The sequence below is a fragment of the Rhodococcus sp. CH91 genome, assembly GCF_022554085.1.
Lineage (GTDB): Bacteria > Actinomycetota > Actinomycetes > Mycobacteriales > Mycobacteriaceae > Rhodococcus.
Genome location: NZ_JAKFYR010000001.1, coordinates 160,887 through 186,670, shown reverse-complemented (window position 1 = coordinate 186,670; position 25,784 = coordinate 160,887). Strand labels below are relative to the sequence as shown.

19 protein-coding genes are annotated in these 25,784 nt (G+C 67.3%); 14 read left to right on the top strand and 5 right to left on the bottom strand.

What is annotated here, in order from left to right; all coding sequences use genetic code 11:
• Nucleotides 1-22 precede the first annotated feature (22 nt).
• The 7 genes from MOM01_RS00840 (at nucleotide 23) to MOM01_RS00810 (ending at nucleotide 7,344) form a co-directional block, all read left to right on the top strand.
• Nucleotides 23-1,240 (top strand): cytochrome P450, encoded by a 1,218-nt coding sequence (locus MOM01_RS00840; RefSeq protein ID WP_241383495.1) that lies wholly within the window; start codon nucleotides 23-25, stop codon nucleotides 1,238-1,240.
• Between the two features lie 49 nt (nucleotides 1,241-1,289).
• Complete coding sequence (locus MOM01_RS00835; protein WP_241383494.1) at nucleotides 1,290-2,477, top strand: amidohydrolase family protein; 1,188 nt, start codon at nucleotides 1,290-1,292, stop codon at nucleotides 2,475-2,477.
• Nucleotides 2,478-2,495: 18 nt separating this feature from the next.
• Nucleotides 2,496-2,753 carry a hypothetical protein gene (locus MOM01_RS00830; protein WP_241383493.1) on the top strand — a complete coding sequence of 86 codons (258 nt, stop codon included), beginning with the start codon at nucleotides 2,496-2,498 and terminating at the stop codon, nucleotides 2,751-2,753.
• Entirely contained in the window at nucleotides 2,753-3,667 is a 915-nt protein-coding gene (locus MOM01_RS00825; protein ID WP_241383492.1) for a DUF7065 domain-containing protein, read from the top strand. The genes MOM01_RS00830 and MOM01_RS00825 overlap by 1 nt, the downstream gene beginning before the upstream one ends.
• A 61-nt stretch (nucleotides 3,668-3,728) precedes the next feature.
• On the top strand, nucleotides 3,729-4,457 hold the full coding sequence (locus MOM01_RS00820) for a Clp protease N-terminal domain-containing protein (protein WP_241383491.1): 729 nt from the start codon (nucleotides 3,729-3,731) through the stop codon (nucleotides 4,455-4,457).
• A gap of 24 nt (nucleotides 4,458-4,481) precedes the next feature.
• Nucleotides 4,482-5,126 (top strand): superoxide dismutase family protein, encoded by a 645-nt coding sequence (locus MOM01_RS00815; RefSeq protein ID WP_241383490.1) that lies wholly within the window; start codon nucleotides 4,482-4,484, stop codon nucleotides 5,124-5,126.
• Nucleotides 5,127-5,226: 100 nt separating this feature from the next.
• The gene (locus MOM01_RS00810; protein WP_241383489.1) at nucleotides 5,227-7,344 is read left to right on the top strand and encodes a catalase; all 2,118 of its coding nucleotides are present in this window, start codon (nucleotides 5,227-5,229) and stop codon (nucleotides 7,342-7,344) included.
• A 134-nt stretch (nucleotides 7,345-7,478) separates the two neighbouring features.
• Here MOM01_RS00810 and MOM01_RS00805 read toward each other — a convergent pair whose 3' ends face one another.
• A complete protein-coding gene (locus tag MOM01_RS00805; protein WP_241383488.1) occupies nucleotides 7,479-8,519 on the bottom strand; it encodes an FAD-dependent monooxygenase in 1,041 nt (346 codons plus the stop codon).
• 67 nt (nucleotides 8,520-8,586) lie between these two features.
• Between MOM01_RS00805 and MOM01_RS23260 the strand changes: the two genes are divergently transcribed.
• From MOM01_RS23260 to MOM01_RS00780, 5 genes are all read left to right on the top strand, one after another.
• Nucleotides 8,587-9,150 carry a TetR/AcrR family transcriptional regulator gene (locus tag MOM01_RS23260; RefSeq protein ID WP_241383487.1) on the top strand — a complete coding sequence of 188 codons (564 nt, stop codon included), beginning with the start codon at nucleotides 8,587-8,589 and terminating at the stop codon, nucleotides 9,148-9,150.
• A gap of 302 nt (nucleotides 9,151-9,452) precedes the next feature.
• A complete protein-coding gene (gene gltB, locus MOM01_RS00795; RefSeq protein WP_241383486.1) occupies nucleotides 9,453-14,048 on the top strand; it encodes a glutamate synthase large subunit in 4,596 nt (1,531 codons plus the stop codon).
• Complete coding sequence (locus MOM01_RS00790) at nucleotides 14,041-15,492, top strand: glutamate synthase subunit beta (protein ID WP_241383485.1); 1,452 nt, start codon at nucleotides 14,041-14,043, stop codon at nucleotides 15,490-15,492. The genes gltB and MOM01_RS00790 overlap by 8 nt, the downstream gene beginning before the upstream one ends.
• A gap of 122 nt (nucleotides 15,493-15,614) precedes the next feature.
• Nucleotides 15,615-16,382 (top strand): hypothetical protein, encoded by a 768-nt coding sequence (locus tag MOM01_RS00785; RefSeq protein ID WP_241383484.1) that lies wholly within the window; start codon nucleotides 15,615-15,617, stop codon nucleotides 16,380-16,382.
• Nucleotides 16,383-16,511: 129 nt separating this feature from the next.
• Nucleotides 16,512-17,417: a cutinase family protein gene (locus tag MOM01_RS00780; protein ID WP_241383483.1), complete on the top strand. Its 906-nt coding sequence runs from the start codon at nucleotides 16,512-16,514 to the stop codon at nucleotides 17,415-17,417.
• Nucleotides 17,418-17,434: 17 nt separating this feature from the next.
• Here MOM01_RS00780 and MOM01_RS00775 read toward each other — a convergent pair whose 3' ends face one another.
• The 4 genes from MOM01_RS00775 to MOM01_RS00760 form a co-directional block, all read right to left on the bottom strand.
• Complete coding sequence (locus MOM01_RS00775) at nucleotides 17,435-18,076, bottom strand: MSMEG_1061 family FMN-dependent PPOX-type flavoprotein (RefSeq protein WP_241383482.1); 642 nt, start codon at nucleotides 18,074-18,076, stop codon at nucleotides 17,435-17,437.
• A gap of 82 nt (nucleotides 18,077-18,158) precedes the next feature.
• Nucleotides 18,159-18,758 carry a histidine phosphatase family protein gene (locus MOM01_RS00770; protein WP_241383481.1) on the bottom strand — a complete coding sequence of 200 codons (600 nt, stop codon included), beginning with the start codon at nucleotides 18,756-18,758 and terminating at the stop codon, nucleotides 18,159-18,161.
• Between the two features lie 43 nt (nucleotides 18,759-18,801).
• Nucleotides 18,802-22,131, bottom strand: coding sequence for a bifunctional lysylphosphatidylglycerol synthetase/lysine--tRNA ligase LysX (gene lysX, locus MOM01_RS00765; protein ID WP_241383480.1), 3,330 nt, complete (start codon nucleotides 22,129-22,131; stop codon nucleotides 18,802-18,804).
• A 106-nt stretch (nucleotides 22,132-22,237) separates the two neighbouring features.
• A complete protein-coding gene (locus MOM01_RS00760) occupies nucleotides 22,238-24,352 on the bottom strand; it encodes an MMPL family transporter (protein ID WP_241383479.1) in 2,115 nt (704 codons plus the stop codon).
• A gap of 46 nt (nucleotides 24,353-24,398) precedes the next feature.
• Between MOM01_RS00760 and MOM01_RS00755 the strand changes: the two genes are divergently transcribed.
• Entirely contained in the window at nucleotides 24,399-24,947 is a 549-nt protein-coding gene (locus MOM01_RS00755) for a MarR family winged helix-turn-helix transcriptional regulator (protein WP_241383478.1), read from the top strand.
• A gap of 39 nt (nucleotides 24,948-24,986) precedes the next feature.
• Entirely contained in the window at nucleotides 24,987-25,763 is a 777-nt protein-coding gene (locus tag MOM01_RS00750) for a putative protein N(5)-glutamine methyltransferase (RefSeq protein ID WP_241383477.1), read from the top strand.
• The last annotated feature ends 21 nt before the right edge of the window (nucleotides 25,764-25,784 follow it).

Sequence of the window (25,784 nt, the reverse complement as noted above, 5' to 3'; positions counted from 1 at the left end):
TCCCCCTCCGTAAGGACCTGTCATGACCCGAGCCGAATCCGACCGAACCACCACCTCCGGTTGCCCCGTCCACAATTTCAACTACACCGACCTGCAGAAAGCCGGTACATGGTTCGAGAAGTACGACACGCTGCGCACCGAATCGGCCGTCTACCGCAACGAATTCGGACCGGGATTCTATTCGGTGGTGAACTACGAGGGCATTCTCGATCTGCTCCAGCGTCCCGACACGTTCTCGAACAGCGTGGTCACACCGCTCGATCCGGAGCCGGTGTTCAAGTGGATTCCCGAGATGCTCGACGGTGACGAACACCGCCAGTGGCGGCATCAACTCGGCCCGCTGTTCTCACCCAAGTGGGTGCAGTCGCTCGAGCCGCACATCCGGCAGTGCGCAGCGGACCTGACCGAGGAGATCGCATCGCGGGCGGACAACCAGGTGGATTTCATGCGCGAATTCGCGCAGGTCTTCCCCGCGACCATCTTCCTCGAACTCATGGGCATGCCCGTCGAGGAACTCGACCTGTTCATGGAATGGGAGCACGCGATCCTGCATGCGACCGACGACGACGTCGAAGCCCGCGGGCAGCGTCAGCTCGCCGCGATGCAGGCCGTGATGGGGAGATTCGCCTCGATCATCGCCGAACGACGCGCCGAGCCCCGGGACGACATCGTCAGCAAGGCACTGGAGTTCGAGATCGACGGGCAGCCTGTCGGTGACGAGGACCTGCTGTCGTTCTGCCTGCTGATGTTCATGGCCGGGCTGGACACCGTCGCCGCCACGCTGGGATGGTCCTTCTACCATCTGGCGACCCATCCCGAGGATCGCGCACGGATCGTCGAGGACCCCTCACTCGTCCCGGGTGCGGTCGAGGAGTTCCTGCGTGCCTACGCGATCGTCGTTCCGGCCCGGAAGGTGCTGCACGACACCGAGCTCGAGGGCGTCCGGCTGAAGGCCGGCGACATGGTGAACTTCCCGCTCAGCGGCGCGACCCGCGACGAGGCGGCGTTCGACGACGCGGCGGAGGTCGACATCGAGCGCAGCCCGAACAATCACATCGCCTTCGGTGCAGGACCGCATCGTTGTCTCGGTTCCCATCTCGCGCGGCGGGAACTACGCATCGCACTGGAGGAGTGGCACAAGAGAATTCCCGACTACCGCCTCGTTCCGGGTGTCGAGCTCACCGAGACCGGCGGCCAGCTCGGACTCACCTCGCTACCGATCGAATGGGACCGCGCCTGAGGTCTCGGATCCGCCGCACGACGATCCACCGCCCATCCAGGAGGATGCAATGCCATTGCAGGACCATATGCATTTGATCTCCACCGACGATCATCTGATCGAACATCCGGCGCTGTGGTCGGATCGGTTGCCGTCGAAATTTCTCGAGGCCGGTCCGAAGATCGTCGAGAAGGAACTACCGCGGGCCATCCACGTCGGAGACGGCGACCGTGCGTTGGACTCGGCGACCAAGATCGCGCAGGTGTGGGAGTACGAGGGCCGGATCTATCCCTACATCGGCCTCAATGCCGTGGCGGGCAAGAAACCCGAGGAGTACGGCATCGAACCGACTCGTTACGACGAGATGCTCCCCGGTTGCTACGACCCCACGGCTCGCGTGCAGGACATGGACATCGACGGGGTGCAGGCCACCCTGTCGTTCCCGTCGTTCCCGCGCTTCGCGGGCACGGTCTTCCTCGAAGGGCAGGACAAGGACCTCGCGCTCGCCTGTGTCCGCGCCTGGAACGACTACATCCTGGACGAGTGGTGCCCCACTGCACCCGACCGTCTGATCCCGTTGACCATCCTGCCGCTGTGGTCGGTGGACGAGGCCGTGGCGGAGGTGCGGCGCACGGCCGCGAAGGGTTCGCGGGCGATCTCGTTCGTGGAGAATCCGGTACCGCTCGGACTGCCGTCCTTCCACACCGATCACTGGGACCCGTTGTTCTCGGCGGTGGAGGAGACGGGTCAGCCGCTGTGCGTGCACTTCGGAACGTCGGGTCAGGCACCGATCACCGCGCCCGAGGCTCCGATGGCCGTGATGATCGCCCTGTTCGGCTGCAACTCGATGTACGCGACCGCCGACCTGCTGTTCTCTCCGGTCTTCCACAGGCATCCGGGCCTGAAGTTCCTGCTCTCCGAGGGGGGAATCGGCTGGGTGCCGTATCTTCTCGAACGGATGGACCAGACCTGGGAGAAGCATCGCTTCTATCAGAACATCCATCAGTCGGCCCGTCCCTCCGAGTTGTTCGCGAAGCACATCTACGGCTGCTTCATCGACGACCAGTTCGGCGTGGACAACCGTGAGGCCGTCGGTATCGGCAACATCACCTGGGAGGGCGACTATCCGCACTCCGATTCCAACTGGCCCAACAGCCGCAAGGTGGTGCAGGAGCAGATGCGCCTGGTGCCCGACGAGGACGTGCACAGGATCGTCGAACTCAACGCACGTGGTCTCTTCCGGTTTCCGCGGACGTGACAGGACGGAGAGTGGGTCATGGAGGAACCGGTCACGCAGATCCCGCAGGACGATTGGGTCGATCAGGATCTGCTCACCCGCGATCTCGCGGGGTCGCTTCTCGAGCGTGAGATCGAGGCCGAGCGCGACCGGCTGGCGCGGGTCGACAGAGGTGAAGGGGGAGACGACATCGTGATGTCCAGGGAGGACATGCAGCGCAGGCTCACCGCGATGATCGCCGTACGTGACCGGGTGCGGGGCGAGGGCCGCCGCGCGCCCCTGAGAGGACTTCCGTGATGTCGGTCTTCGGACCCGAGGACGACGGGCTGCACGCCGTTTCCGGCAACTTCTACGAGACGGAGACCTTCTGGTTCTCGTTCTTCGTACCCGAACGCAACATCGGTGCGTGGGTGTACGTGAGTGTCCGGCAGAATGCCGGCACGACCGGTGGGGGACTGTGGATGTGGGACGACACGGGCACCGCGCCGTGGGAAGTTCCCTTCTTCGAGGGGTTTTCGCATCTCAAGCCTGCGAAGTACGAGAACGGGATACTGGTCAGCCCCACCGGAGCGACGATCACGGTGATCGAACCGGGTATGCGGTACCGGATCGGGTACGACGACCGCGATCGCATCGTCGCGGATCTGTACTTCGAGGGGGCGGAGCGGCCGGTGCCGTTGCGGAGCGGATCGCCGCCGTACCCGTCCGCATCGCACTACGACCAGACCGGTCACGTCACCGGAACGGTGGTGCTGGACGGCGAACGGATCGCCGTCGATTGTTACGCGATGCGGGATCGTTCGTGGGGGCCGAGGACCGAACGCGGTTACCGCCGTGTCGGTTACACCTGGCTGGCCGACTCGGAGATCGGTCTGCTCACCTATTCGGCACCCACCGACGACAGCGACGACATCCATTCGGGATATGTGCGCCGGGGTGACCGGGTCGTCGCGGTGAGCGGTGGCCACCGGAAGGCCGGTCGCGATCCCGACCGAGGATGGATCGACACGCTGGATCTGACCGCGGTCGACGAGCGCGGTGAGGAGATCGCGGTGAGCGGCCGGGCGCGGAGCCGCCTGATCCTGCCCGGGTCGACGAACATCTGCATCAACACCCTGCTCGAGTTCGACGTAGCCGGCCGCATCGTCTACGGGGAGGATCAGGACGTGTGGCCGGTCAAGGAGTTTCGGGCGGCGGTGCGCAGGGAGTGAGGAGCCTGAAGTTGGTCAACCGGTGGTTGACGGGATGAAATCGTCAACCTACAGTTGACGCATGGACACCATTCGGCCATCGCATCCGATCCGGCTCGACGACCTCATCGACGCGATCACGAAGGTTCACGACGATCCCCTCGAGCAACTCTCCGATGCCGTCGTCACCGCCGATCATCTCGGTGAGGTCGCCGACCATCTGATCGGCCACTTCGTGGACCGGGCTCGTCGTTCCGGCAAGTCGTGGTCCGAGATCGGCCGGAGCATGGGCGTCTCGAAACAGGCCGCCCAGAAACGCTTCGTGCCGAAGAACGAGAACGACCTCGACCCCGAGCAGGGATTCTCACGCTTCACGCCGCGGGCGAAGAACACCGTGGTGGCCTCGATGAACGAAGCGCGTGCCGCGGGCAGCATCGAGATCACACCCGTGCACCTTCTTCTGGGGCTGCTCGTCGACGCCGACTCGATCGCTGCGAGAGTGTTCCGTTCCCGGGGGGTGGATTTCGCGGCTCTGCGCTCGGCCGCCGAGGCGAGATTGCCCGAGCCGGCCGAGGCGATCCCCGATCTCATCCCCTACGACGCCGACGCCCGCAAGGCCCTCGAACTGACCTTCCGCGAGGCACTGCGACTCGGGCACAACTACATCGGCACCGAACACATCCTCCTCGCGCTCCTCGAACTCGAGAACGGTGCGGGGGTGCTGTCGGAGGCCGGAGTGCGCAAGGCGGATGTGGAGTCCGCGATCGAGGACGAGCTCGCCGCAATCCAGGAACGATCGGGTTCGGAGTAGGACGTTTCGGGGTACGTCCCGGGCATGAACACACGCCAGGCATGTCTCGTCGCAGGTATCTCCGTCGCCACCCTCGTCGCCGCAGGATGCAGCAACGACGACTCGGCCACCGACAACGAGACCACTGTCGAAACCCCGTCCACGACGACCACCGACGTGCAGCCCACCCCGTTTCCGGGTATGAGCGGAGACGCCTTCGGCCTTCCGGGCGAGGGGACCGACGACGACAACGCTTTCACCTACGACGAGGCGGCCGTGCCGGCCGGGGCGACCTTCGACGTCGAATCCGACGACGAGGACGGCCGGACCACGGTGCGCCTCGTCGTGAACGGCCTGCAGCCCGACCGGGATTTCGGTGTGCACGTCCATACGCGGCCGTGCGGGCCGAACCCCTCCGATTCGGGGCCGCACTACCAGAACGAGACCGATCCGGCGGCGAGTCCCGACTCGCCGTCCACCGATCCCGCCTACGCGAATCCGCAGAACGAGATCTGGCTCGACATGACCACCGACGCCGAGGGCAACGCCGAGGCCTCCACGACCGTCGACTGGGAATTCCGCGACGGGGAAGCCAATTCGGTGGTTCTCCACGAGCGGCACACGATGACGGCGGCGGGTGAGGCCGGTCAGGCCGGCGACCGTCTGGCCTGCATCGACGAGGATTTCTGAGCCGCATCACGCGGATCCGATTCCGCCGTCGACGTTTGATCTTCCGTCTACCGGGTAGTCGCCGGACGGACCTGTCCCAGCCACCGATCGGAGTTGCCAGATGTCCGGTGACACACCCAAGGTTCCTGGAGTACCCGCCTCCATCGAACCGTCGTTCGACGAGCCCACCACGCCGGTCGAACCCCCCGCGGCCAAGCCCGACCAGGCCGAGCCGGCCGTAGCCACCGCTACCGGTACGCCGGCGGATCTGCCCCGCGGGCGCGCGCAGCAGGGTGCCTACCTGACCACCGCGCAAGGCGCCCGGCTCACCGATACGGATCATTCGCTCAAGGCCGGCCGACGCGGCCCGATCCTGCTGCAGGATCACCATTTCCGCGAGAAGATCACACACTTCGATCACGAGCGCATCCCGGAGCGGGTGGTGCACGCCCGCGGCGCCGGCGCCCATGGCGTCTTCCGGGCGACGGGCGCCGCGAGTTCCATCACGAGTGCCGGGTTCCTGCAGAAGGATGTCGAGACACCGGTGTTCGTGCGGTTCTCGACGGTGCTCGGTTCCCGCGGTTCGGCCGACACCGTGCGCGACACGCGTGGTTTCGCGACGAAGTTCTACACCGAAGACGGCACCTTCGACCTCGTGGGCAACAACATCCCGGTGTTCTTCATCCAGGACGCGATCAAGTTCCCCGACATCATCCACGCGGGCAAGCCGCATCCGGATCGGGAGATCCCGCAGGCCCAGAGTGCGCACGACACCTTCTGGGATTTCGTCTCGCTCCATACCGAGGCCACGGCGCACACGATGTGGAACATGTCGGACCGCGGTATCCCGCGTTCCTACCGGATGATGGAGGGCTTCGGTGTCCACACCTTCCGCATGATCAACGCCGAGGGTGAGACGGCGCTGGTGAAGTTCCACTGGAAGCCGCGTCTCGGCGTGCATTCGCTGGTGTGGGAGGAAGCCCAGCTCATCAACGGCTTCGATCCCGACTTCCATCGTCGCGATCTCGCCGACGCGATCGAGGCCGGAGCCTACCCCGAGTGGGATCTCGGTGTGCAGGTCTTCCCGGACACCCCGGAGCAGACCTTCGAAGGGATCGATCTGCTCGATCCGACGAAGATCGTTCCCGAAGAGCTCGCTCCCGTGCAGATCATCGGCACGATGGTGCTCAACGCGAATCCGACCAACTTCTTCGCCGAGACCGAGCAGGTCGCCTTCCATCCCGGTCATCTCGTCCCGGGCATCGACGTCACCGACGATCCGCTGCTGCAGGGTCGCCTGTTCTCCTATCTCGACACGCAGCTCACCCGGCTGGGTGGGCCGAACTTCGCCCAGATCCCGATCAACCGTCCGCATGCACCCGTCAACGACATGTTCCGCGACGGCTTCCACCAGCACGCCGTCCACACCGGTGTCGCGCCCTACAAGCCGAACTCGCTCGACGCGGGATGCCCGTTCATGGCCGGGGTCACCGAGGGCGCGTTCGTCGACGTGCCGGTGGTGGTGCCGGAGGGGAAGAAGGAACGCGAGGTCTCCCGCTCCTTCGACGACCACTACACCCAGGTCCGCCAGTTCTACCGGAGCTTGTCGGACATCGAGAAGGCACATGTGGCCTACGCCTACACGTTCGAGCTGGGCAAGTGCTACGAGCAGGCGATCAAGGAACGGCAGCTGCAGATCCTGGCGAACATCGACACGGGACTGTGCGAGACGGTGGCCGCGGGGCTCGGACTGCCCGCGCCGAAGCCGACCGTCGAGGTCTCCGACCTCCCGCCGAGCCCGGCGCTGGCCCAGATCGGCAAGACCTGGCCCGTGAAGGGCCGGTTGATCGGCATCGTCGTCGACGACACGACGGAGGTCGATCAGGTTCTCGAGGCCGTGCAGGCCGTCGATGCCGCCGATTGTGTGCCCCTGGTCGTCGCTCCGCACGGCGGCAAGCTCGGGGGAGTCGTGCCGATCTCGCGCACCTTCCTCACCGCACGCTCGATCGAGTTCGACGCCGTGATTCTTGCGACGTCCGTGGCCGACGATCGGGTCCGGATCCTCGTCGACGAGATGTTCCGTCACCACAAGGCACTGGCGGCGTGGGGAGCGGGAGCGGCGGTACTCGAGGACCGCAAGGCACCGGGTGTCGAGATCGTGGACGGCCCCGGAACCGCCGTTGCGCAGGTACTGGAGCTGCTGGGTACCCACCGCGTGTGGGAGCGAGACATGGTGTGACAGACCTCACCTGAACTCGGCTTACGGGTTTCGGGTGCCCCAAGTTATTCTTTCGTTACCTCTGGCCGCAGCTGATATCCATCGCTGCGGCCAGTTGTTATTTCAGGGGTGATCCGTCGCTTTCGGGCGCGGTGTCAGGCGACGCGCGCGGCCGTTCCCACCAGCCTGTCGCGCAGAGCGGTGAACCGGCTCGCGGTCGCGACCCGTGCGACTGCCCGGGAGGCCCGGACGAGCCGTTGCGTGCGCCTCCGCCGCGCGCGGTCGTAGCGCTGAAGTGCCTCGGACACCGGATGTTCGGACAGCAGAGCTGCAAGGGTCGTCGCGTCGATGATCGCTTCGCACGCGCCGCGGCCGAGGTTGGGCGCCATCGCGTGCGCCGCATCGCCGACGAGCGCGACCTTCCCCCGCACGTACGCCGGCAGGGGAGGGCTTTCGTACAAGTCGTGGTGGAGTATCCGGCCGGGCTCGATCCGATCGAGTACATCGCGCACGGCCGGGTGCCACCCGCGGTAGCGTTCGCGCAGTTCGGCGGCGCCTCCCGTCCGGCCGGGCGGCGTGCGTACGGCGGCGAACCAGTTGGTCAGATCTCCGTCGCGCGGGGTGATGCCGAACAGTGCGCCCGGCCCCCACGACTCGCTCGCTGTCGTGGTGACCCCGGGAACCCAGCCGCGCCACGCCGCATAACCGGTGTGGACGGGACGGTAGGCGGGCCCGAAGAGCCGGTCGCGCACGGCGCTGTTGATGCCGTCCGAGGCGATGACGACGTCGTAGTCCTCGAGCTCGGAGACCTCCGGGCCGGGAGTGGCGAAGTGGAGGAGTCCGGGCGGGAGATTCTCGGCGAGGATCTCGAGGAGGGCCGGCCGGGAGAGCAGGACGGGTGAGCGCGTGAGGCCGTCGACACGCCCGATCACCGTGCCGTCCCATCGGAGGAGGGTGGCGGTCTCCTGCAGCACGCCGAGCTTCTCGATGCGCCGGCTCCGGTCGCCGTCCCCGTCGGCGGTCGTGAGGGCGTCGAGGGCTTCGGGCCATATACCGAGCGCTGTGCCGGTCGTGGGGAGGGACGGTGCGCGTTCGAACACGTCCACGTGCCAGCCGCTGCGGAGAAGGGCATCGGCAGCGGTGAGCCCGCCGATCCCGCCGCCGAGAATCGCTGCCCTTCGCTGTGATGTGGCCATGCTGCCACGCTACTACTTCTGTAGTGCCCCGTCACTACTTCTGTAGTGAGAGTCGTAGGATCGAATCGTGAGCGACAAACGCACCGCGGTTCTCGACGCCGCGATCGCCCTGGTGGGCACGGAAGGGCTGCGGGCTCTCACACATCGCCGCGTCGATGCCGTCGCCGGAGTGCCCGCCGGCTCGACGTCCAACTACTTCCGTACCCGGCAGACCCTCGTGGAGGGCGTGCTCGACCGGCTCCTCGAGAAGGATCGAGTCGAACTCGCGGCCATCGCCGAGAGCGCGATGCCCCGCGACACATGTGAACTCGAGAACCTCGTACACGGATATGTGATGTTCGCTACCGGCCCCGACCGTCCGCGGACGCGGGCACGCTTCGCGATGTTCGTCGAGGCGATGGCGACACCCCGATTGCGCGCCGGCGTCGACGCCCGGCGCAGTGAACTGCGCGCGTGGATCGGCGGGATGCTGACGGCGCTCGGAGTGGAGGATTCCGCCACTGCCGCCCGGGTTCTCATCGATTACCTGGACGGACTCGTCCTGCACCGATGCACCTCGCCGGACGACCAGCCGGACCCGCGCGAGGGGATAGCCCGGATGCTGCGGGCGCTTGTGCCCGTAGCCACGTGACGCCCGCGATTCACGCGCGTTACGACCGCGTTTCCGCAGGTGAGTACGACAATAGGGCAGGCTTGCTTGCGTTACCCCCGGTTACCTGACATATCGTTCATTTCGAAGACGGTGGGACCACGACGTCCCACCGGTCGCCGGGTCCACGCTCGCGCTGCCGAAAAAAGGCACCCGCACCGTCGCGGATGAGCGGATACTGGCGATGTCGAAGGTATCGGGCACCCGGCCGATACCCGTCTACGGCAGTAGATGGCCATCAGCGCTGCTGGTCGTCGGTGCTATCGCATCAACGAAGGCTAGGTATGACTCATCTTCCCGGGCCTCGAGGGCTCTACCACCCGGCGAACGAGCACGACTCGTGCGGCGTCGCGTTCGTCGTCGACATGCACGGGCGTCGCAGCCGCGACATCGTCGAGAAGGCGATCACCGCCCTGGTGAATCTCGAACACCGCGGTGCCGCGGGCGCGGAACAGAACACCGGCGACGGCGCCGGCATTCTGATCCAGGTCCCGGATGCCTACTTCCGCGAGGTCGTCGACTTCGACCTTCCCCCCGAAGGCGCATATGCGACCGGTATGGCGTTCCTGCCCCAGGGTGACGCCGCCGCCGATGCCGCTGCCGCAGACGTGAGCCGCATCGTCGAGGAAGAAGGCCTCCAGGTCCTCGGCTGGCGCGAGGTGCCGATCGACGACTCCGAGCTGGGTTCCATGGCGAAGAACGCCATGCCCACCTTCCGGCAGATCTTCATCGCCTCCGGCGCCCGGGCGCTGACCGGCCTCGAGCTCGAGCGTCGCGCCTACGTCGTGCGCAAGCGGACCGAGCACGAGCTCGGACACCACGGCGCGGGGGAGGACGGCCCCGGCAGCGAGACCGTCTACTTCCCGAGCCTGTCGACCTCGACCTTCGTCTACAAGGGCATGCTCACCACGCCGCAGATGAAGGGCTTCTACCGCGACCTGCAGGACGAGCGTGTCGTCTCGGCTCTCGGCCTCGTGCACTCGCGTTTCTCCACGAACACCTTCCCCTCGTGGCCGCTCGCCCACCCCTTCCGGCGTGTGGCGCACAACGGTGAGATCAACACCGTCACCGGCAACGCGAACTGGATGCGCGCCCGCGAGGCACTCATCGACACCGAGGTCTTCGGCGGCCGCGACAAGCTCGAGAAGATCTTCCCCGTCTGCACGCCGGGGGCGTCCGACACCGCGCGTTTCGACGAGGTGCTCGAACTGCTGCACCTCGGTGGTCGCAGCCTGCCGCACGCCGTTCTCATGATGATCCCCGAGGCGTGGGAGCGGAACGAGTCGATGGACCCGGCCCGCCGCGCTTTCTACGAGTACCACGCGGCCCTGATGGAGCCCTGGGACGGACCGGCCTCGGTGTGCTTCACCGACGGCACCGTCATCGGCGCGGTGCTCGACCGCAACGGCCTGCGTCCGTCGCGCGCCTGGGTGACCGACGACGGCCTCGTCGTCATGGCCTCCGAGGTGGGCGTGCTCGACATCCCCACCGAGAAGATCGTCAGCAAGCGCCGCCTGCAGCCGGGCCGCATGTTCCTCGTCGACACCGCGAAGGGACGGATCGTCGAGGACGAGGAGATCAAGCGCGAACTCGCTGCCGAGCATCCTTACGAGGAGTGGGTCGCCAACGGCGTCACCCGCCTCGAGGATCTGCCCGAGAGCAAGTACACCTACATGTCGCACGAGCGTGTGGTGTTGCGTCAGCAGGTCTTCGGCTACACCCGCGAGGAAGTCGACCTGCTCGTCAAGCCCATGGCGGCCTCCGGGGCGGAAGCGCTCGGATCGATGGGCACCGACACGCCCATCGCCGTCCTGTCGTCGCGTCCGCGTCAGCTGTTCGATTTCTTCTCGCAGCTCTTCGCCCAGGTGACGAACCCGCCGCTCGACGCGATCCGTGAGGAGATCGTCACGAGCATGGGCGGCATGCTCGGCCCCGAGGGCGACCTGCTGAACCCCACCGAGGCGTCCTGCCGGCAGATCCTGCTCTCGGCACCGGTCATCGACAACGACGACCTGCAGAAGCTCATCCACGTCAACGACGAGAAGCAGTTCCCGGGCTTCAACAGCGTCATCATCCGCGGCCTGTACCCGGTCGCGGAGGGCGGCGAGGGCCTGCGGCGCGCACTCGACACGATCCGCGAGCAGGTCTCGCAGGCCATCGAGAAGGGCGCCCGCCTGATCGTGCTCTCCGACCGTGAGTCGGACGAGAAGCTCGCGCCGATCCCGTCGCTGCTGCTGACCTCCGCGGTGCACCACCACCTCGTCCGGGAGAAGACCCGCACCAAGGTGGGTCTGCTGGTCGAGGCGGGCGACGCCCGCGAGGTCCATCACATCGCCGCGCTGTGCGGTTTCGGTGCGGCCGTGGTCAACCCGTACATGGCGTTCGAGAGCATCGACGAGCTGTTGCAGAACGGCGACCTGCCCGAGGGCATCACCCTCGAGAAGGCGATCGCCAACTACATCAAGGCGGCCTCGAAGGGCGTGCTGAAGGTGATGTCCAAGATGGGCATCTCCACACTCGCCTCCTACACCGGTGCCCAGCTGTTCCAGGTCATCGGCCTGTCGCAGGAACTCGTCGACGAGTACTTCACCGGTCTGCAGTCGCAGCTCGGTGGTGTGGGACTCGACGAGATCGCCGCGGACGTCGCGGCCCGGCACCGCACGGCCTTCCTCGATCGCCAGTCCGAGCGCGCGCACCGCGAGCTCGAGGTGGGCGGCGAGTACCAGTGGCGCCGCGAGGGCGAGTACCACCTGTTCAACCCGGACACGGTGTTCAAGCTCCAGCATGCGACCCGCACCGGTCAGTACTCGATCTTCAAGGAGTACACCAAGCTCGTCGACGATCAGTCGGAGCGGCTCGCGTCGCTGCGCGGTCTGTTCGAGTTCAAGAAGGGTGTGCGTCCGCCGGTGCCGCTCGACGAGGTCGAGCCGGCGAGTGAGATCGTCAAGCGCTTCTCCACCGGCGCGATGAGCTACGGCTCCATCTCGGCCGAAGCACACGAGACCCTCGCGATCGCGATGAACCGTCTCGGTGGCCGGTCGAATTCCGGTGAGGGCGGGGAACATCCCAGCCGCTTCATCCCGGACGAGAACGGCGACTGGCGGCGCTCGGCCATCAAGCAGGTCGCCTCGGGCCGCTTCGGCGTCACCGCGCACTACCTGAGCAACTGCACCGACATCCAGATCAAGATGGCGCAGGGTGCGAAGCCCGGTGAGGGTGGTCAGCTCCCGCCGCACAAGGTGTACCCGTGGGTCGCCGAGGTGCGTGGCTCGACGCCGGGTGTCGGCCTGATCTCGCCGCCGCCGCACCACGACATCTACTCGATCGAGGATCTCGCGCAGCTGATCCACGACCTGAAGAACGCCAACCCGCAGGCCCGCATCCACGTGAAGCTGGTCTCCGAGCTCGGTGTCGGCACGGTCGCCGCGGGTGTGTCGAAGGCACATGCCGACGTCGTGCTCATCTCCGGTCACGACGGTGGTACCGGAGCCTCGCCGCTGACCTCCCTCAAGCACGCGGGTGCTCCCTGGGAGATCGGTCTGGCCGAGACCCAGCAGACCCTCATGCTCAACGGTCTGCGCGACCGCATCGTCGTGCAGGTCGACGGGCAGATGAAGACGGGCCGTGACGTCGTCGTCGCCGCACTCCTCGGTGCCGAGGAGTTCGGTTTCGCGACCGCACCGCTGGTGGTCTCGGGTTGCATCATGATGCGCGTCTGCCATCTCGACACCTGCCCCGTGGGTGTGGCGACGCAGAACCCGGTGCTGCGCAAGCGGTTCACCGGCAAGCCCGAGTTCGTCGAGAACTTCATGCTCTACATCGCCGAGGAGGTGCGGGAGTACCTGGCGGAGCTCGGTTTCCGCAGCCTCGACGAGGCGATCGGCCAGGTGGACGTCCTCGACACCCGCAAGGCCGTCGAGCACTACCGCGCGTCGAAGCTCGATCTGTCGCCGCTGCTCGAGAAGGTCACCTCCCCGATCTTCGGCGAGCAGGACATGTACTGCACCAAGGAGCAGTACCACGCCCTGGACAAGGCGCTCGACAACGAGCTGATCGCGAAGGCGCAGCCGGCTCTGGAGTCGGGTACGGCGATCGCGTTCGACACGCCGATCACCAACGTCAACCGCACCGTCGGCACGATGCTCGGTCACGAGCTCACCAAGAAGTACGGTGCGGAAGGGTTGCCGGACGACACGATCGACATCACCTTCACGGGTTCGGCCGGCAACAGCTTCGGCGCGTTCGTCCCGCGCGGTATCACGATGCGCCTGAACGGGGATGCGAACGACTTCGTCGGCAAGGGCCTGTCGGGTGGCCGCATCGTCGTGCGCCCGCCGCACAACGCCGCCGAGGGCTTCGTGCCCGAGGACAACATCATCGCCGGCAACGTGATCCTGTTCGGTGCCACTGCGGGTGAGGTTCTCATCCGGGGCATCGCGGGCGAGCGTTTCGCGGTCCGCAATTCCGGAGCCACGGCCGTCGTCGAAGGCGTCGGCGACCACGGCTGCGAGTACATGACGGGTGGCAAGGTCGTCATCCTCGGCAAGACCGGCCGCAACTTCGGTGCGGGCATGTCCGGTGGCGTCGCGTTCGTGTACAACCCGGACAAGGACTTCGAGAACAACCTGAACACCGAGTTGGTCGACCTCGAGGATCTCGAGGGTGAGGACTTCGCCTGGCTCAAGGGCGCGGTGGAACGGCATCGTGACGAAACGGGCTCCGAGGTCGCAGCCCGCATCCTGGCCGACTGGTCGCAACAGGTCAGCCACTTCGCGAAGGTCATGCCTCGCGATTACAAGAAGGTGCTCATGGCTATCAAGGACGCCACCATCCGTGGTGCGAACGTGGACGAGGCGATCATGGAGGCTGCTCGTGGCTGATCCCACCGGTTTCCTCAAGCACGGTTCCCGCGAGACCCCGGTTCGCCGGCCCGTCCCGCTGCGCTTGCTCGATTGGAAGGAGGTCTACGAGCCGTTCCCGCTCGAGACCCTCCAGGTTCAGGCGAGCCGCTGCATGGACTGCGGTATTCCCTTCTGCCACAACGGTTGCCCGCTCGGAAACCTCATCCCCGAGTGGAACGACCTCGCCTACAAGGGCAAGTGGGAGGACGGCATCGAGCGTCTCCACGCCACGAACAACTTCCCCGAGTTCACCGGACGCCTGTGCCCGGCGCCGTGCGAGGCATCGTGCGTGCTGGGCATCAACCAGGACCCGGTGACCATCAAGCAGGTCGAGGTCGAGCTGATCGAGAAGGCCTTCGACGAGGGCCGCGTCAAGCCCGTCCCGCCGTCGAAGCTCACCGGTCGCAAGGTCGCGGTCGTCGGCTCCGGCCCTGCGGGACTCGCTGCTGCACAGCAGCTCACGCGTGCCGGTCACACGGTGACGGTGTTCGAGCGTGCCGATCGCATCGGCGGCCTGCTGCGCTACGGCATCCCCGAGTTCAAGATGGAGAAGCGTTTCATCGACCGCCGTCTCGCGCAGATGGAGGCCGAGGGCACCGTCTTCAAGCCGGGCGTGAACGTCGGTGTCGACATCACCGCCGACGAGCTGCGCGAGCAGTTCGACGCCGTGGTGCTCGCCGGTGGTGCGACCGTCGCGCGTGATCTGCCGATCCCCGGTCGTGAACTCGACGGCATCCACCAGGCGATGGAGTTCCTGCCGATCGCCAATCGTGTGCAGCTCGGTGACCTGCCCGCCCCGACCATTACGGCAGAGGGCAAGAAGGTCGTCATCATCGGCGGTGGCGACACCGGTGCCGACTGCCTCGGCACCTCGCATCGTCAGGGCGCGGCCAGCGTCCACCAGTTCGAGATCATGCCGCGTCCGCCGGAGCAGCGTGCCGACTCGACCCCGTGGCCGACCTACCCACTGATGTACCGCGTCTCCTCGGCTCACGAGGAGGGCGGCGAGCGTGTGTTCTCCGTCAACACCGAGGAATTCATCGGTGAGGGCGGCAAGGTCACCGCGCTCAAGGCGCACGAGGTGGAGATGGTCGACGGCCGCTTCCAGAAGGTGGAGGGCAGCGACTTCGAGCTGGAGGCCGATCTGGTGCTTCTCGCGATGGGCTTCACCGGCGCCGAGAAGCCCGGCCTGCTCACCGATCTCGGTGTCGACTTCGACCAGCGCGGCAACGTGGCCCGCTCGCCGGAGTGGGCCACCAACGTCGACGGTGTCTTCGTCGCCGGCGACATGGGCCGGGGGCAGTCGCTCATCGTGTGGGCCATCGCGGAAGGGCGCGCATGCGCCGCGGCGGTGGATCGTTTCCTCGAGGGCGCGTCGGCGTTGCCGGAGCCGATCACGACGAGCACGATGCCGCAGCGCTGATCCGCCTCTCCGGACGACAGACGGGGCCGCACACCGCAAGGGGTGCGGCCCCGTTCTCGTTCCGCCGACACCTCCCCGAGATTCTCCTGCCGTTCCGCATCCCGACCGTTATGGTTCTGCGCATGACGGCTACGAGACGGGCACTGACCGCGATCCTGATGGGTGTGGGTGCCGTCGCTGCGGCCGTGGCGACAGCACCGAGTGCGGCCGCCGATCCGGCGGATACGTGCGTGCGCAACGGCGGGGGGCTGGTCTCCGTGGACGGCGCCGAACCTCTTCCGCCGGTCTTCGGATTCGACGGACCGCGACTGCTCGGTCTCCAGGCCGGGGTAGGGAACGCGTGCATCACGAACGTCGGGCCCGGAGCGGTCACCGTCACTCATCCCGAAGGGCGTGTCCCGGGGCGAACCGAGGTCTCCACTGCCCTCGTGGAGATGCGGGTCGACGGCGGATTGGGCAATGTCGCGGTCACGAATGTGGGTACCGGCGCGGTGACCGTGCATCGCAGCCGGGTCGTCCCCGCGCCCACCGCGGCGCCCGCCCCGGCGCCGGATCCGGAGATGCCCGAGCTGATCCTCGATGCGGGAACCGACGGCGTGTACGTGACGAACATCGGAACGGGCGGCGTCACGGTCGTCGACCGTGAGGTCGCGTCGGCGCAACTCCCGCCGCCGCCCCCGCCGCCGGGTGCCGTGGTCACCGATCTGTTCAGCGGAAACGTCTACGTCACCAACCTTTTCGGGCCGGACATCGTCATCACCGAGACCGTCCCGACCACGGGTGCGAGTGTGGTGGAGCGACCGGTACCGGGTACCGCGATCGACTACGGGACGGGCAACGTCTTCGTCACCAACATCGGTGGGGGACAGGTCACCGTCGTCCGGAACTGACGTCTCCGTCGCCCGGTCGCGACATTCCGGACTCGGATACATCACATCCGGTTCACGAGTATGTCATTCTTCTCCGGAACACTGCCGTGGAGGGACGACACGAGGACGGTGGCGGGGCGGGCTATGGGGATGACGAGAATGTGGGCGACGGCGGTCGCTGCGATGCTGGCGTGGGCAATGGGATCGGTGGCAGTTCCTGCGGCACAGGCGAACCCGCCGGGGTGTCCGGTCTTGCACGTGGTCGCGGTCCCGGGCACCTGGGAGACCTCGGACGAGCCCGACCCGGGCCGAGGGAGCGGCATGCTGGCCGAGGTCACGTCCGGGTTACCGCCGGGCACGCGGGTCGACTACGTGGCCTATCCCGCGACGGCCTTCCCCTGGGAGGGCGACATGTACGCCGTCTCCCGGGACCGTGCCGTCGACAACGCCCGGGACCTCGTCGCCGCGACCGCTGCCCGCTGCCCGCTCACGAACTTCGCGCTCGTCGGATACAGCCAGGGAGCCGACGCCGCGGGCGATCTCGCAGCCGAGATCGGCTCGGGGATCGGCGTGGTCGGTCCTCATCGTCTCGTCGCGGTCGGCCTGCTGTCGGATCCGCGTCGCTCGGAACTCGATCCGTTCGTCGGCCCCCCGGTGGCAGGGGGCGGTGCCGGTGGCGCTCGTGCGGGCGGATTCGGGCTCGTGACGCCGAACGTCCGGACCCTCTGCGCCGTCGGCGATCTGTACTGCTCCACTCCACCCGAGGATTTCGTGACACGACTGGCCGGTTTTCTCGCGATCTCCGCGGGCAGCCCGTTCGAGCAGTTCGAGAACTATCGGGACGAGGCGGCCGCGCTCTACGACGACATCATGATCGCCGGGGGCATCCCGATGCTGCAGGTGCAATTGTCGCCGGAGGCGAACGGCGTGCGCGGGGAGAAGATCCGCCGCTTCTACGGCTCACAGGTGCATCAGGACTATTCGAACTACGTCGTCGACGATCGTGGCACCACCGCGACCCGCTGGCTGCGCGACTGGATCGCCTCGAAGGCGTGATGCGTGCGACGCCGGGCTCAGTACAGGAATTCGCGGTAGAGCTCCCGCTTCCCTGGTTCGGCGTCGGCCGGCACCTCGATCGAATGCAGTTCGGCGTGCATGTCGCGCATCGAGGGCACGGCCGCACGATCGGGATAAGTCGCCGGATCCCACAGCTTCGCTCGGAGCAACGCCCGGGCACAGTGGAGGAACACCTCGTCGATCTGCACGATGACGGCCAGCTGTGCCGGCTTGTCCTGAAGCGACAGCTTTTCCAGTAGTTCGGGGTCGGTCGAGAGAGTGGCGCGGCCGTTGATCCGGAGCACCTCTTCGTCGCCGGGCACGAAGAACAGCAGGCCGACGTGCGGGTTCTCGAGGATATTGCGGTAGGAATCGGCGCGGCGGTTACCCGGCCGGTCGGGTAGCGCGATCGTGTGATCGTCGAGCACCAGCACCGACGACTCGAGGTCGCCGCGGGGCGAGCAGTCGCAGTTGCCGACGGCGTCGGCGGTCGCGATCGTGAAGAACCGCGCGAGGGACAGGAAATGCCGGATGAGCGGCGTCAGGTGTGGGCGCGCCTTGTCGACGATCGCAGGGTGCGGAATGCCGAGAACGGCTTCGAGTTCGCCCTGGGTCCGTATCCCGGTCTGCACGAGTTCGTCGATCCTGTCCGCATCCATTCGGTGCCACCTCCGGCGGTGACCGTACCAATCGGTCGAAACGGCGCGTCCACCGGAACGGCATTCTCGCGTGATCCGCCGATCAGACGCGCAGTGTGTCGCGCACGTGGCCCGTCTCGTTGATCGATGCGACCCGGCGGGCACCGCTGCGGGAGACGAGGATGCGGGTCACCGACGCGTACTCGATAGGGAACATCAGTGGCCGGGGCAGATCGAGCAACTGCTGCAACACGATGTTGACGACCCCACCGTGGACGAAGAGCGCCACCGTCTCGGAGTGGTCGCACGCGGCCACGACGTCGTCGATCCCCTTCGCCACACGGGTGCGGAAAACATCCGCATCGACGAAATCAGGAAGATGACCGGCGAGAATGCGCTGGTAGGCGGCCGGCGCGACCTCCTTCGCGGCGTCGATCGTGAAGTAGTGATCGTGCCCGTAATCGTATTCGGCGATGTCCTCCACCTTCTCCACACCGAGATGCCGGTGCTGTGCGACGGGCTCGGCCGTCTGCAGTGCGCGCAACTGCGGGCTCGAGAACAGCCGGGTGATGGTGTAGGGGGCCAGCGCCTCCGGTAGGCGCGCAGCCTGCAGACGGCCGGTCTCGGTGAGCGGCGGGTCGGCGACCCCCGTCTCTGCTCGGGCATTGTTCGGCTCGGCATGGCGGATCAGGAGTAGCTGCACGACCTCACGATGCCAGCAACGCCGGTTTCACGTGAAACCGCCCTCACACGCGGCGCGGCTTCGTGAACGGGAACGCCAGCGACTCGCGGATGCTGCCGCCGAGCACGAGCATCACCACCCGGTCGACACCCATCCCGAGTCCGCCCGTCGGGGGCATGGCGTATTCGAGGGCTTCGAGGAAGTCCTCGTCGAGTTCCATCGCCTCCTCGTCACCCCCCGCTGCGAGCAGCGACTGCTCGGTGAGCCGGGCACGCTGATCGAGCGGATCGGTGAGTTCGCTGTAGGCCGTGCCGAGTTCGACACCCCACGCCACGAGATCCCATTTCGCCGCGACTCCGGGCTTGCGTGGGTGTGGGCGGGTCAACGGGGACACCGAGGTCGGAAAGTCCGTGTAGAAGGTGGGGAACTCGGTCCGCGACTCCACGAGATGCTCGTACATCTCCTGCGCGGTGGCACCGGCGTCCCAGGCCGGGTTGTAGGGGATCTCGTGCTCGTCGCAGAGGCGGCGCAACACCGCGACGGGTGTCTGCGCATCGACGAACGTGCCGAGTGCCTCCGAGATCGCATCGTGGAAGGTCTTCACGGGCCATTCGCCGGAGATGTCGACCTCGACCGGACTGCCGTCGGGGCCGGGCCGCAGGATGACCTCGCGTCCGTGTGCCGCACGGGCCGCGGCCTGGATCAGCTCGCGAGCCATGACACGCATCTTCTCGTAGTCGCTGTGCGCCTCGTACGCCTCGAGGATCGTGAACTCCGGGTTGTGTTTGAAGTCCGCACCCTCGTTGCGGAACACCCGCCCGATCTCGAAGACCTTCGCCATGCCCGCCACGCACAGTCTCTTCAGATACAGCTCGGGAGCGATGCGCAGATACAGATCGGCGTCGTAGGCGTTGATGTGTGTGATGAACGGTGCCGCGTTCGCGCCACCGTGCACGGACTGCAGGATCGGTGTCTCGACCTCCAGATATCCACGAGCCTGGAGTTCGTCGCGCAACGACCGCACGACGGCACTGCGCGCCGCGAGATGCCCGCGCGCTCCGGCGTCGATCGCGAGGTGCAGATAGCGTTGCCGTACCCGGGCTTCGGGATCGACGAGACCGTGATACTTGTCGGGCAGCGGATGCAGGCACTTGCCGTCGATGCGCCACGAATCGGCGAGCACCGATATCTCCCCGGTACGGCTGCGACCCATCGTGCCGGAGACCTCCACGAGATCGCCGAGATCGAACAGGAAGCGCCGTCCCTCGACCCGCCGGCGGTCGACGAGGATCTGGATGTCGCCCGACCAGTCGCGCACCACCGCGAACAGCACTCCACCGAAATCGCGGATCCGCAGCAGACGGCCGGCCACGACCACCTCGGTGCCGGCCTTCGCGCTCGCGGCCTCTGCTGCGGTGTGGGTCGGTGGGTGGGCGACCGGATAGGGATCCACCCCGTGTTCGACGATCCGGTGCAGTGTCTCCATACGCACCTGGACCTGTTCCGGAAGCTGCCGGGTGTGCGCCGCCCCCGCGGCGGTGTCTCCGGTCATACTGTCGGGAGCGCTGCCGTCGTCGTGCAGCGCGACCGCGGCTTCCTGGTTCTCGGGGAACGACGAATGCGTTCCGGTGTGGGTCCGGGTGTTCCGGCGGCCGAAGGTCGGGAGCGCGAGGAATCCTTCGGCGATCGCCGCGGCGAGTGCGACACGCGGGATGAGGCGGTTGTCGCGGAAACACAGAAAACGCGGAACCCATTCGGGATGGTACTTGACGTTGGAGCGGTACAGCGCCTCGAGCTGCCACCACCGGGAGAAGAAGAGCAGGATCGACCGCCACAACCGGAGGATCGGCCCGGCGCCGATCTTCGCGCCCTCTTCGAACACCGACCGGAAGACCGCGAAGTTCAACGAGATCCGCTCGATGTCGAATTCGGCGCTACGCGAGGCGAGGTCGGACACCATGAGTTCGACGACCCCGTTGGGAGCCTGCGGGTCGCGGCGCATGAGGTCCAGGGACACGCCGTCCTTCCCCCACGGAACGAACGAGAGCATCGCGACCACCCGGTCGTCCACGACCGCTTCGACGAGCAGGCAGTCCCCGTCGAGCGGATCACCGAGTCGGCCGAGCGCCATGGAGAATCCGCGCTCGTCCTCGGTGTCGCGCCACGCGTCGGCGCGCCGGATCACCGCCGCCGTCTCCGCGGGCGACAGGTCGCGGTGACGCATGATGCGTGCCGTCACACCGTGTTTGCGGGCTCGGTTGACCGCCTGGCGCACGGGCCGCATGTCGCGTCCGGTGAGGGTGAATTCCCGGGTGTGCAGGACTGCCTCGTCGCCGAGTTGCAGTGCGTTCAGACCGGCGCGGTGATACGCCGTCGCTCCGTCCTCGCTCGCACCCATCACCGCGGGTGTCCATCCGTAGGCGCGTGTCAGCGCGAGCCATTCGTCGATCGCATGCGGCCACGCCTCGGGATTGCCGATCGGATCGCCGCTCGCGAGGCATACGCCGAGCTCGACACGGTAGGTCACCGCTGCCTTGCCGCTGGGCGCGAACACGACGGCCTTGTCCCGGCGGGTCGCGAAGTAGCCGAGCGAGTCGTCGCCGTAGGTGAGCAGTCCCCGGATGGCCGATTCGTCGCTGCCGGTCAGTGCGTTGCTCGCTCGTTGCGAGCGGAACAGGACCACGACGGCGGCGAGGAGCGCCAGGGCGCCGAACAGCCCGAGGAGGGTGTTGACCAGTCCGTGCGGGCGGCCGCCGAACTGGTCGTTGTCGATGAACGACAGGGCGGTGACACGGTTGAACGCCCACAGGAACCGATCGGCGGACGGGAGACTGCCGGGGAACAGTTCCACCAGCCCCCAGCCGAGCAGTGTCCCGACGGCAAGGCCCCCGACGAGCACACCGAGTGCGGCCCAGACGTTTCCACGCCGAACCCGGGTGCGGAATTCGGGATAGGACAGCAGTAACAGCGCGACGACGGCCAGATGGACGATCAGCGCGGCCAGATGGTTCGGATCCCGGTCCGCGATGGCCATGACGAGATTGGTGATCGCGAAGCCGCCGAGATAGATCGTCAGGATCCACCATGCGATGCGCTTGCGTCCGGCGATCGCGCCGGCGAGCAGACCCAGGACGAGGGCGAACGACAGGCTCGTGTCGGGAGCATCGAAGTAGTACTCGTCGACGTACTCGCGTGGTGTGTGGATCCAGTAGCGCAGGGTGGGGGAGATCGACCACAACGCCATCGCGATCGCGTAGATGCCGAGGGTCAGGCCGACGATGTGCGGCACGGCGGACAGGCGCCCGTCGATACGGTCGGTCACCGACGGCCGCGAGGTCCGTCGCTCGTCCTCCGCCGGAGGGCGCTCGGCAGGAGCGGTGAGATCCGCAGACATGACATAGAACGGTAACGGGCAAAGACGGCAACTGTCGGGAGAACGGCCGCGGGACGGATCACACCTTCCGTCCCGCGGCCGTCGTCCGTGCGGCTACGAGCTACAGCTACGAGCGCGGTGTTCCCGCGGTCGCGACATCGGCCGGGGCATCAGGCTCGGACGGCTCGGTGCGGGCCAGCCGGCTCGGCCACCAGACCTTCTTCCCGATATCGATGGTCAACGCGGGCACGACCAGCGACCGCACGAGCAGCGCGTCGAGCAACACGCCGAAGGCGACGATGAACGCGAGCTGCGCCAGGAACAGCAGCGGGATCACCGCCAGCGCCGAGAACGTCGCGGCGAGAACCACGCCGGCGGACGTGATGACACCGCCGGTGACGGTCAGTGCCCGCAGCGTGCCCGCACGTGTCCCGACCTTCTTCGTCTCCTCCCGGACACGGGTCATGAGGAAGATGTTGTAGTCGATGCCCAATGCCACGAGGAAGACGAACCCGAACAGGGGCACCACCGGGTCGGCGCCGGGGAACCCGAACACGTGGTTGAACAGCAGGGACGACACGCCGAGCGTGGCGGCGAACGACACGATCACGGTGATCATCAACAGGATCGGGGCGACGAGCGCACGCAGCAGGACGATCAGCACCAGCAGGACCACGAGTGTCACGGCCGGGATGATGACGGTACGGTCGCGGGTCGCGGTGTCCTTGGTGTCGAGGTCGACGGCGGTCGGGCCACCGACGAGTGCCTCGGACCCGGGCACGGCGTGCACCGCCTCGCGGAGGCGTTCGACCGTCTGCTCGGCAGCGAGCGAGTCGGCCGGATCCGACAGGGTGGCCTGTACCGCGACCAGGCCGTCGACGACCCGGGGCGCGCCGTCGGGGCCGGGGACGGGCTGGACGGTCGTGACACCCTCGACGCCTTCGGCGGCGCGGAGCACACCGTCGAGAGAGCCCTCGCGGGCGACGACGATGCTGGGCGAGCCGGTGCCGGCGTCGAAGTGCTCACCGAGCACCTCCTGGCCGGACTTCGAATCGGTCTGCAGCAGGAAGACATCCGAGGACGCGACACCGGAGGCCTTGAACTGCGGTGCGAGTACAGCGAAGGCGACGAGCACGAGGCTGCACACGATCCAGATGGGCCGCGGCTTCGAACCGACGAAGGCAGCGACCCGGCCCCACAGCTTGTGCGACTGCTGCATGTCGTTCACGTCGGCGTTCGCGTCGTAGCGCGGGCGGGTGGGCCAGAACGCCGCGCGGCCGAGGAGGACGAGGGCAGCGGGCAGGAAGGTCACCGAAGCCAGGAACGAGGTGGCGATACCGATGGCGGCGACCGGGCCGAGACCACGGTTGGAGTTCAGGTCGGACAGCAACAGGCACAGCACACCGAGGATGACGGTGCCGGCCGACGCCGAGATCGGTTCGATCGAGCCGCGCAGAGCGCTGCGCATCGCGGCGTACTTGTCCTGCTGCAGTCGCAGTTCCTCGCGGTACCGGGAGACCAGCAGCAGCGCATAGTCGGTGGCCGCACCGAACACGAGGATGAACATGATGCCCTGGCTCTGGCCGTTGAGGGCGATCGCTCCGGCGTCGGCGAGCACGTAGACGAGCAGGCTGGCGAGCGCGAGGGCGAACAGCGCCGAGAGGATGACGACGAACGGCAGGATCGGGCTGCGGTAGACCACCACGAGGATGACCAGGACGACACCGCCGGCGACGAGCAGCAGCAGCCCGTCGATGCCGCCGAATGCCGACGACAGATCGGCTGCCTGCCCGGCCGGACCGGTGACGTAGACGGTCAGCCCCTCCGGTGCGGCCTCGAGTGCGGTGCGGAGTTCTTCGACGGAATCCTGCACCTCCCCGGAGGCGTCGAGCGGAACGATCATCTGCGCCGCTGCACCGTCCTCGGACGGGATCGGCGGGGGTCCCGCGGACTCGGTCGCCAGGAAGGCGAGATCCTGGTCGGTGATGCCACCCTCGCGCTCGGCGACGACGATCGCGGGGATGAACTCGCTTTCGTTGAACTGGGCGTACAGCTCGTCGGCGCGGGTGGATTCGGCAGAAGCGGGAAGGAACGAACTCGCATCGGTCGATGCCACTTCGCTGAGCTTGCCGGCGAACGGGCCGCCGCCACCGGCGGCCACGAGCCACGCGATGAGCAACAGGGCGGGCAGCAGCCACCGCCATCGGCTGGTTCTGCGTGGGGGCTCGGTAGCAGTGCTCAAGATTCCTCCTGGCGTGAGCGGATGATCCGGATCTAGATTATTCAGCGTGCTGAACGATGGGGGAGGAGACGACCTCGACGAGTGGCCCACCGGCCGCTTGCTGTCCACGGCGGCCAGGCTCGTCGAACAGGCCTGGGAACAGTCGCTGCGTCGGCGGGGGCTCACCCATGCGGGGGTGATCGCCCTGCACGCGGTGGCCCACGCTCCGTTGTCTCAACGGCAGATGGCGCGTGCCTGCCGGGTGACGGATCAGACCATGAGCCGGACCGTCGATCATCTGGTGCGCGGCGGCTTCGTCACCCGGACGGTCGACCCCGAGGACGAACGCCGGATGCGGGTGGAGATCACGCCCTCGGGTGTGGAGGCGTACCGGCGGGTGATCGAACTCGAGCGCGACGACGCGGCCGACGGTGACTCGCCCGTGGCGGTGTCCGATCCGGCGGCCCTGCGCCGGCTCCTGCTCGAGATCGTCCGTTCCCACAACACCCCTCGTGACAGCGGTCCGGATATCCGGCCCGGCCGGAGGGCGGATACCCGTCACAGCCGGAGGGCGGATACCCGCAGCGGCGGGGTTCCATCCCTCGACGGGATGTGAGCTGCCGATACCCCGCATGCGTGCGCGGTAGGGTGCCTCATGGTCTCCGCCCACCAGGCCCGAGCCGACATCGTCACCACGCTGCGTGCAGCCGGATGCGTGTTCGCCGAGCAGGAGGCGCAGCTGCTCGCCGAGGCCGCTCGCACGCCCCCCGACCTGGAACGGCTCGTCGCGCGGAGGGTCGCCGGCGAGCCGCTCGAACACGTGCTGGGCTGGGTCTCCTTCCGCGGTGACCGCATCGCGGTACGGCCGGGAGTGTTCGTGCCCCGGCGGCGCACCGAATATCTTGCCCACTGCGCGATCGAGCTCGCTGCGCCCGGCGCCGTGATCGTCGACATGTGCTGTGGATCCGGTGCGATCGGGGCGTCGATCGCGAATGCCGTCGAGTCGTGCGAGATCTACGCGGTGGATATCGACCCCGTGGCGGTCGACTGCGCGCGACTCAACCTGCCCGCGGACCACGTGTTCGAGGGAGACCTGTGCGCCCCGCTGCCCGGAAGGCTGCGGGGCCGCATCGACGTGATGGTGGCCAACGCCCCCTACGTACCGTCCGCGGCGATCGGATCGATGCCGCGCGAGGCACGGTGCAGCGAACCCCGGCTCGCGCTCGACGGCGGGATCGACGGCCTCGACATCCACCGCCGGCTCGCGGCGGACGGCGTCCGGTGGCTGGCCGACGGCGGTGCGCTGCTCGTCGAGTCGGCTGCGGCGCAGTCCTTCGCGGTGGAGGATCTCATGTCCCGCACCGGCCTCGATCCGGTCACCCGGGTCTCTCCGGAATTCGACGCCACGGTCGTCATCGGCTTCCGTCGATGAAGCGAGCGTTGCCGGAGACAT

Bases quoted from the DNA above. Each gene is read 5' to 3' on its own strand.
- MOM01_RS00785 (WP_241383484.1), top strand. From the start codon at position 15,615: ATGACGGCTACGAGACGGGCACTGACCGCGATCCTGATGGGTGTGGGT.
- MOM01_RS00805 (WP_241383488.1), bottom strand. From the start codon at position 8,519: ATGGCCACATCACAGCGAAGGGCAGCGATTCTCGGCGGCGGGATCGGC.
- MOM01_RS00840 (WP_241383495.1), top strand. From the start codon at position 23: ATGACCCGAGCCGAATCCGACCGAACCACCACCTCCGGTTGCCCCGTC.
- MOM01_RS00815 (WP_241383490.1), top strand. From the start codon at position 4,482: ATGAACACACGCCAGGCATGTCTCGTCGCAGGTATCTCCGTCGCCACC.
- MOM01_RS00830 (WP_241383493.1), top strand. From the start codon at position 2,496: ATGGAGGAACCGGTCACGCAGATCCCGCAGGACGATTGGGTCGATCAG.
- MOM01_RS00780 (WP_241383483.1), top strand. From the start codon at position 16,512: ATGACGAGAATGTGGGCGACGGCGGTCGCTGCGATGCTGGCGTGGGCA.
- MOM01_RS00750 (WP_241383477.1), top strand. From the start codon at position 24,987: ATGGTCTCCGCCCACCAGGCCCGAGCCGACATCGTCACCACGCTGCGT.
- MOM01_RS00810 (WP_241383489.1), top strand. From the start codon at position 5,227: ATGTCCGGTGACACACCCAAGGTTCCTGGAGTACCCGCCTCCATCGAA.
- MOM01_RS00775 (WP_241383482.1), bottom strand. From the start codon at position 18,076: ATGGATGCGGACAGGATCGACGAACTCGTGCAGACCGGGATACGGACC.
- MOM01_RS00825 (WP_241383492.1), top strand. From the start codon at position 2,753: ATGTCGGTCTTCGGACCCGAGGACGACGGGCTGCACGCCGTTTCCGGC.
- lysX (WP_241383480.1), bottom strand. From the start codon at position 22,131: ATGTCTGCGGATCTCACCGCTCCTGCCGAGCGCCCTCCGGCGGAGGAC.
- gltB (WP_241383486.1), top strand. From the start codon at position 9,453: ATGACTCATCTTCCCGGGCCTCGAGGGCTCTACCACCCGGCGAACGAG.
- MOM01_RS00835 (WP_241383494.1), top strand. From the start codon at position 1,290: ATGCCATTGCAGGACCATATGCATTTGATCTCCACCGACGATCATCTG.
- MOM01_RS00820 (WP_241383491.1), top strand. From the start codon at position 3,729: ATGGACACCATTCGGCCATCGCATCCGATCCGGCTCGACGACCTCATC.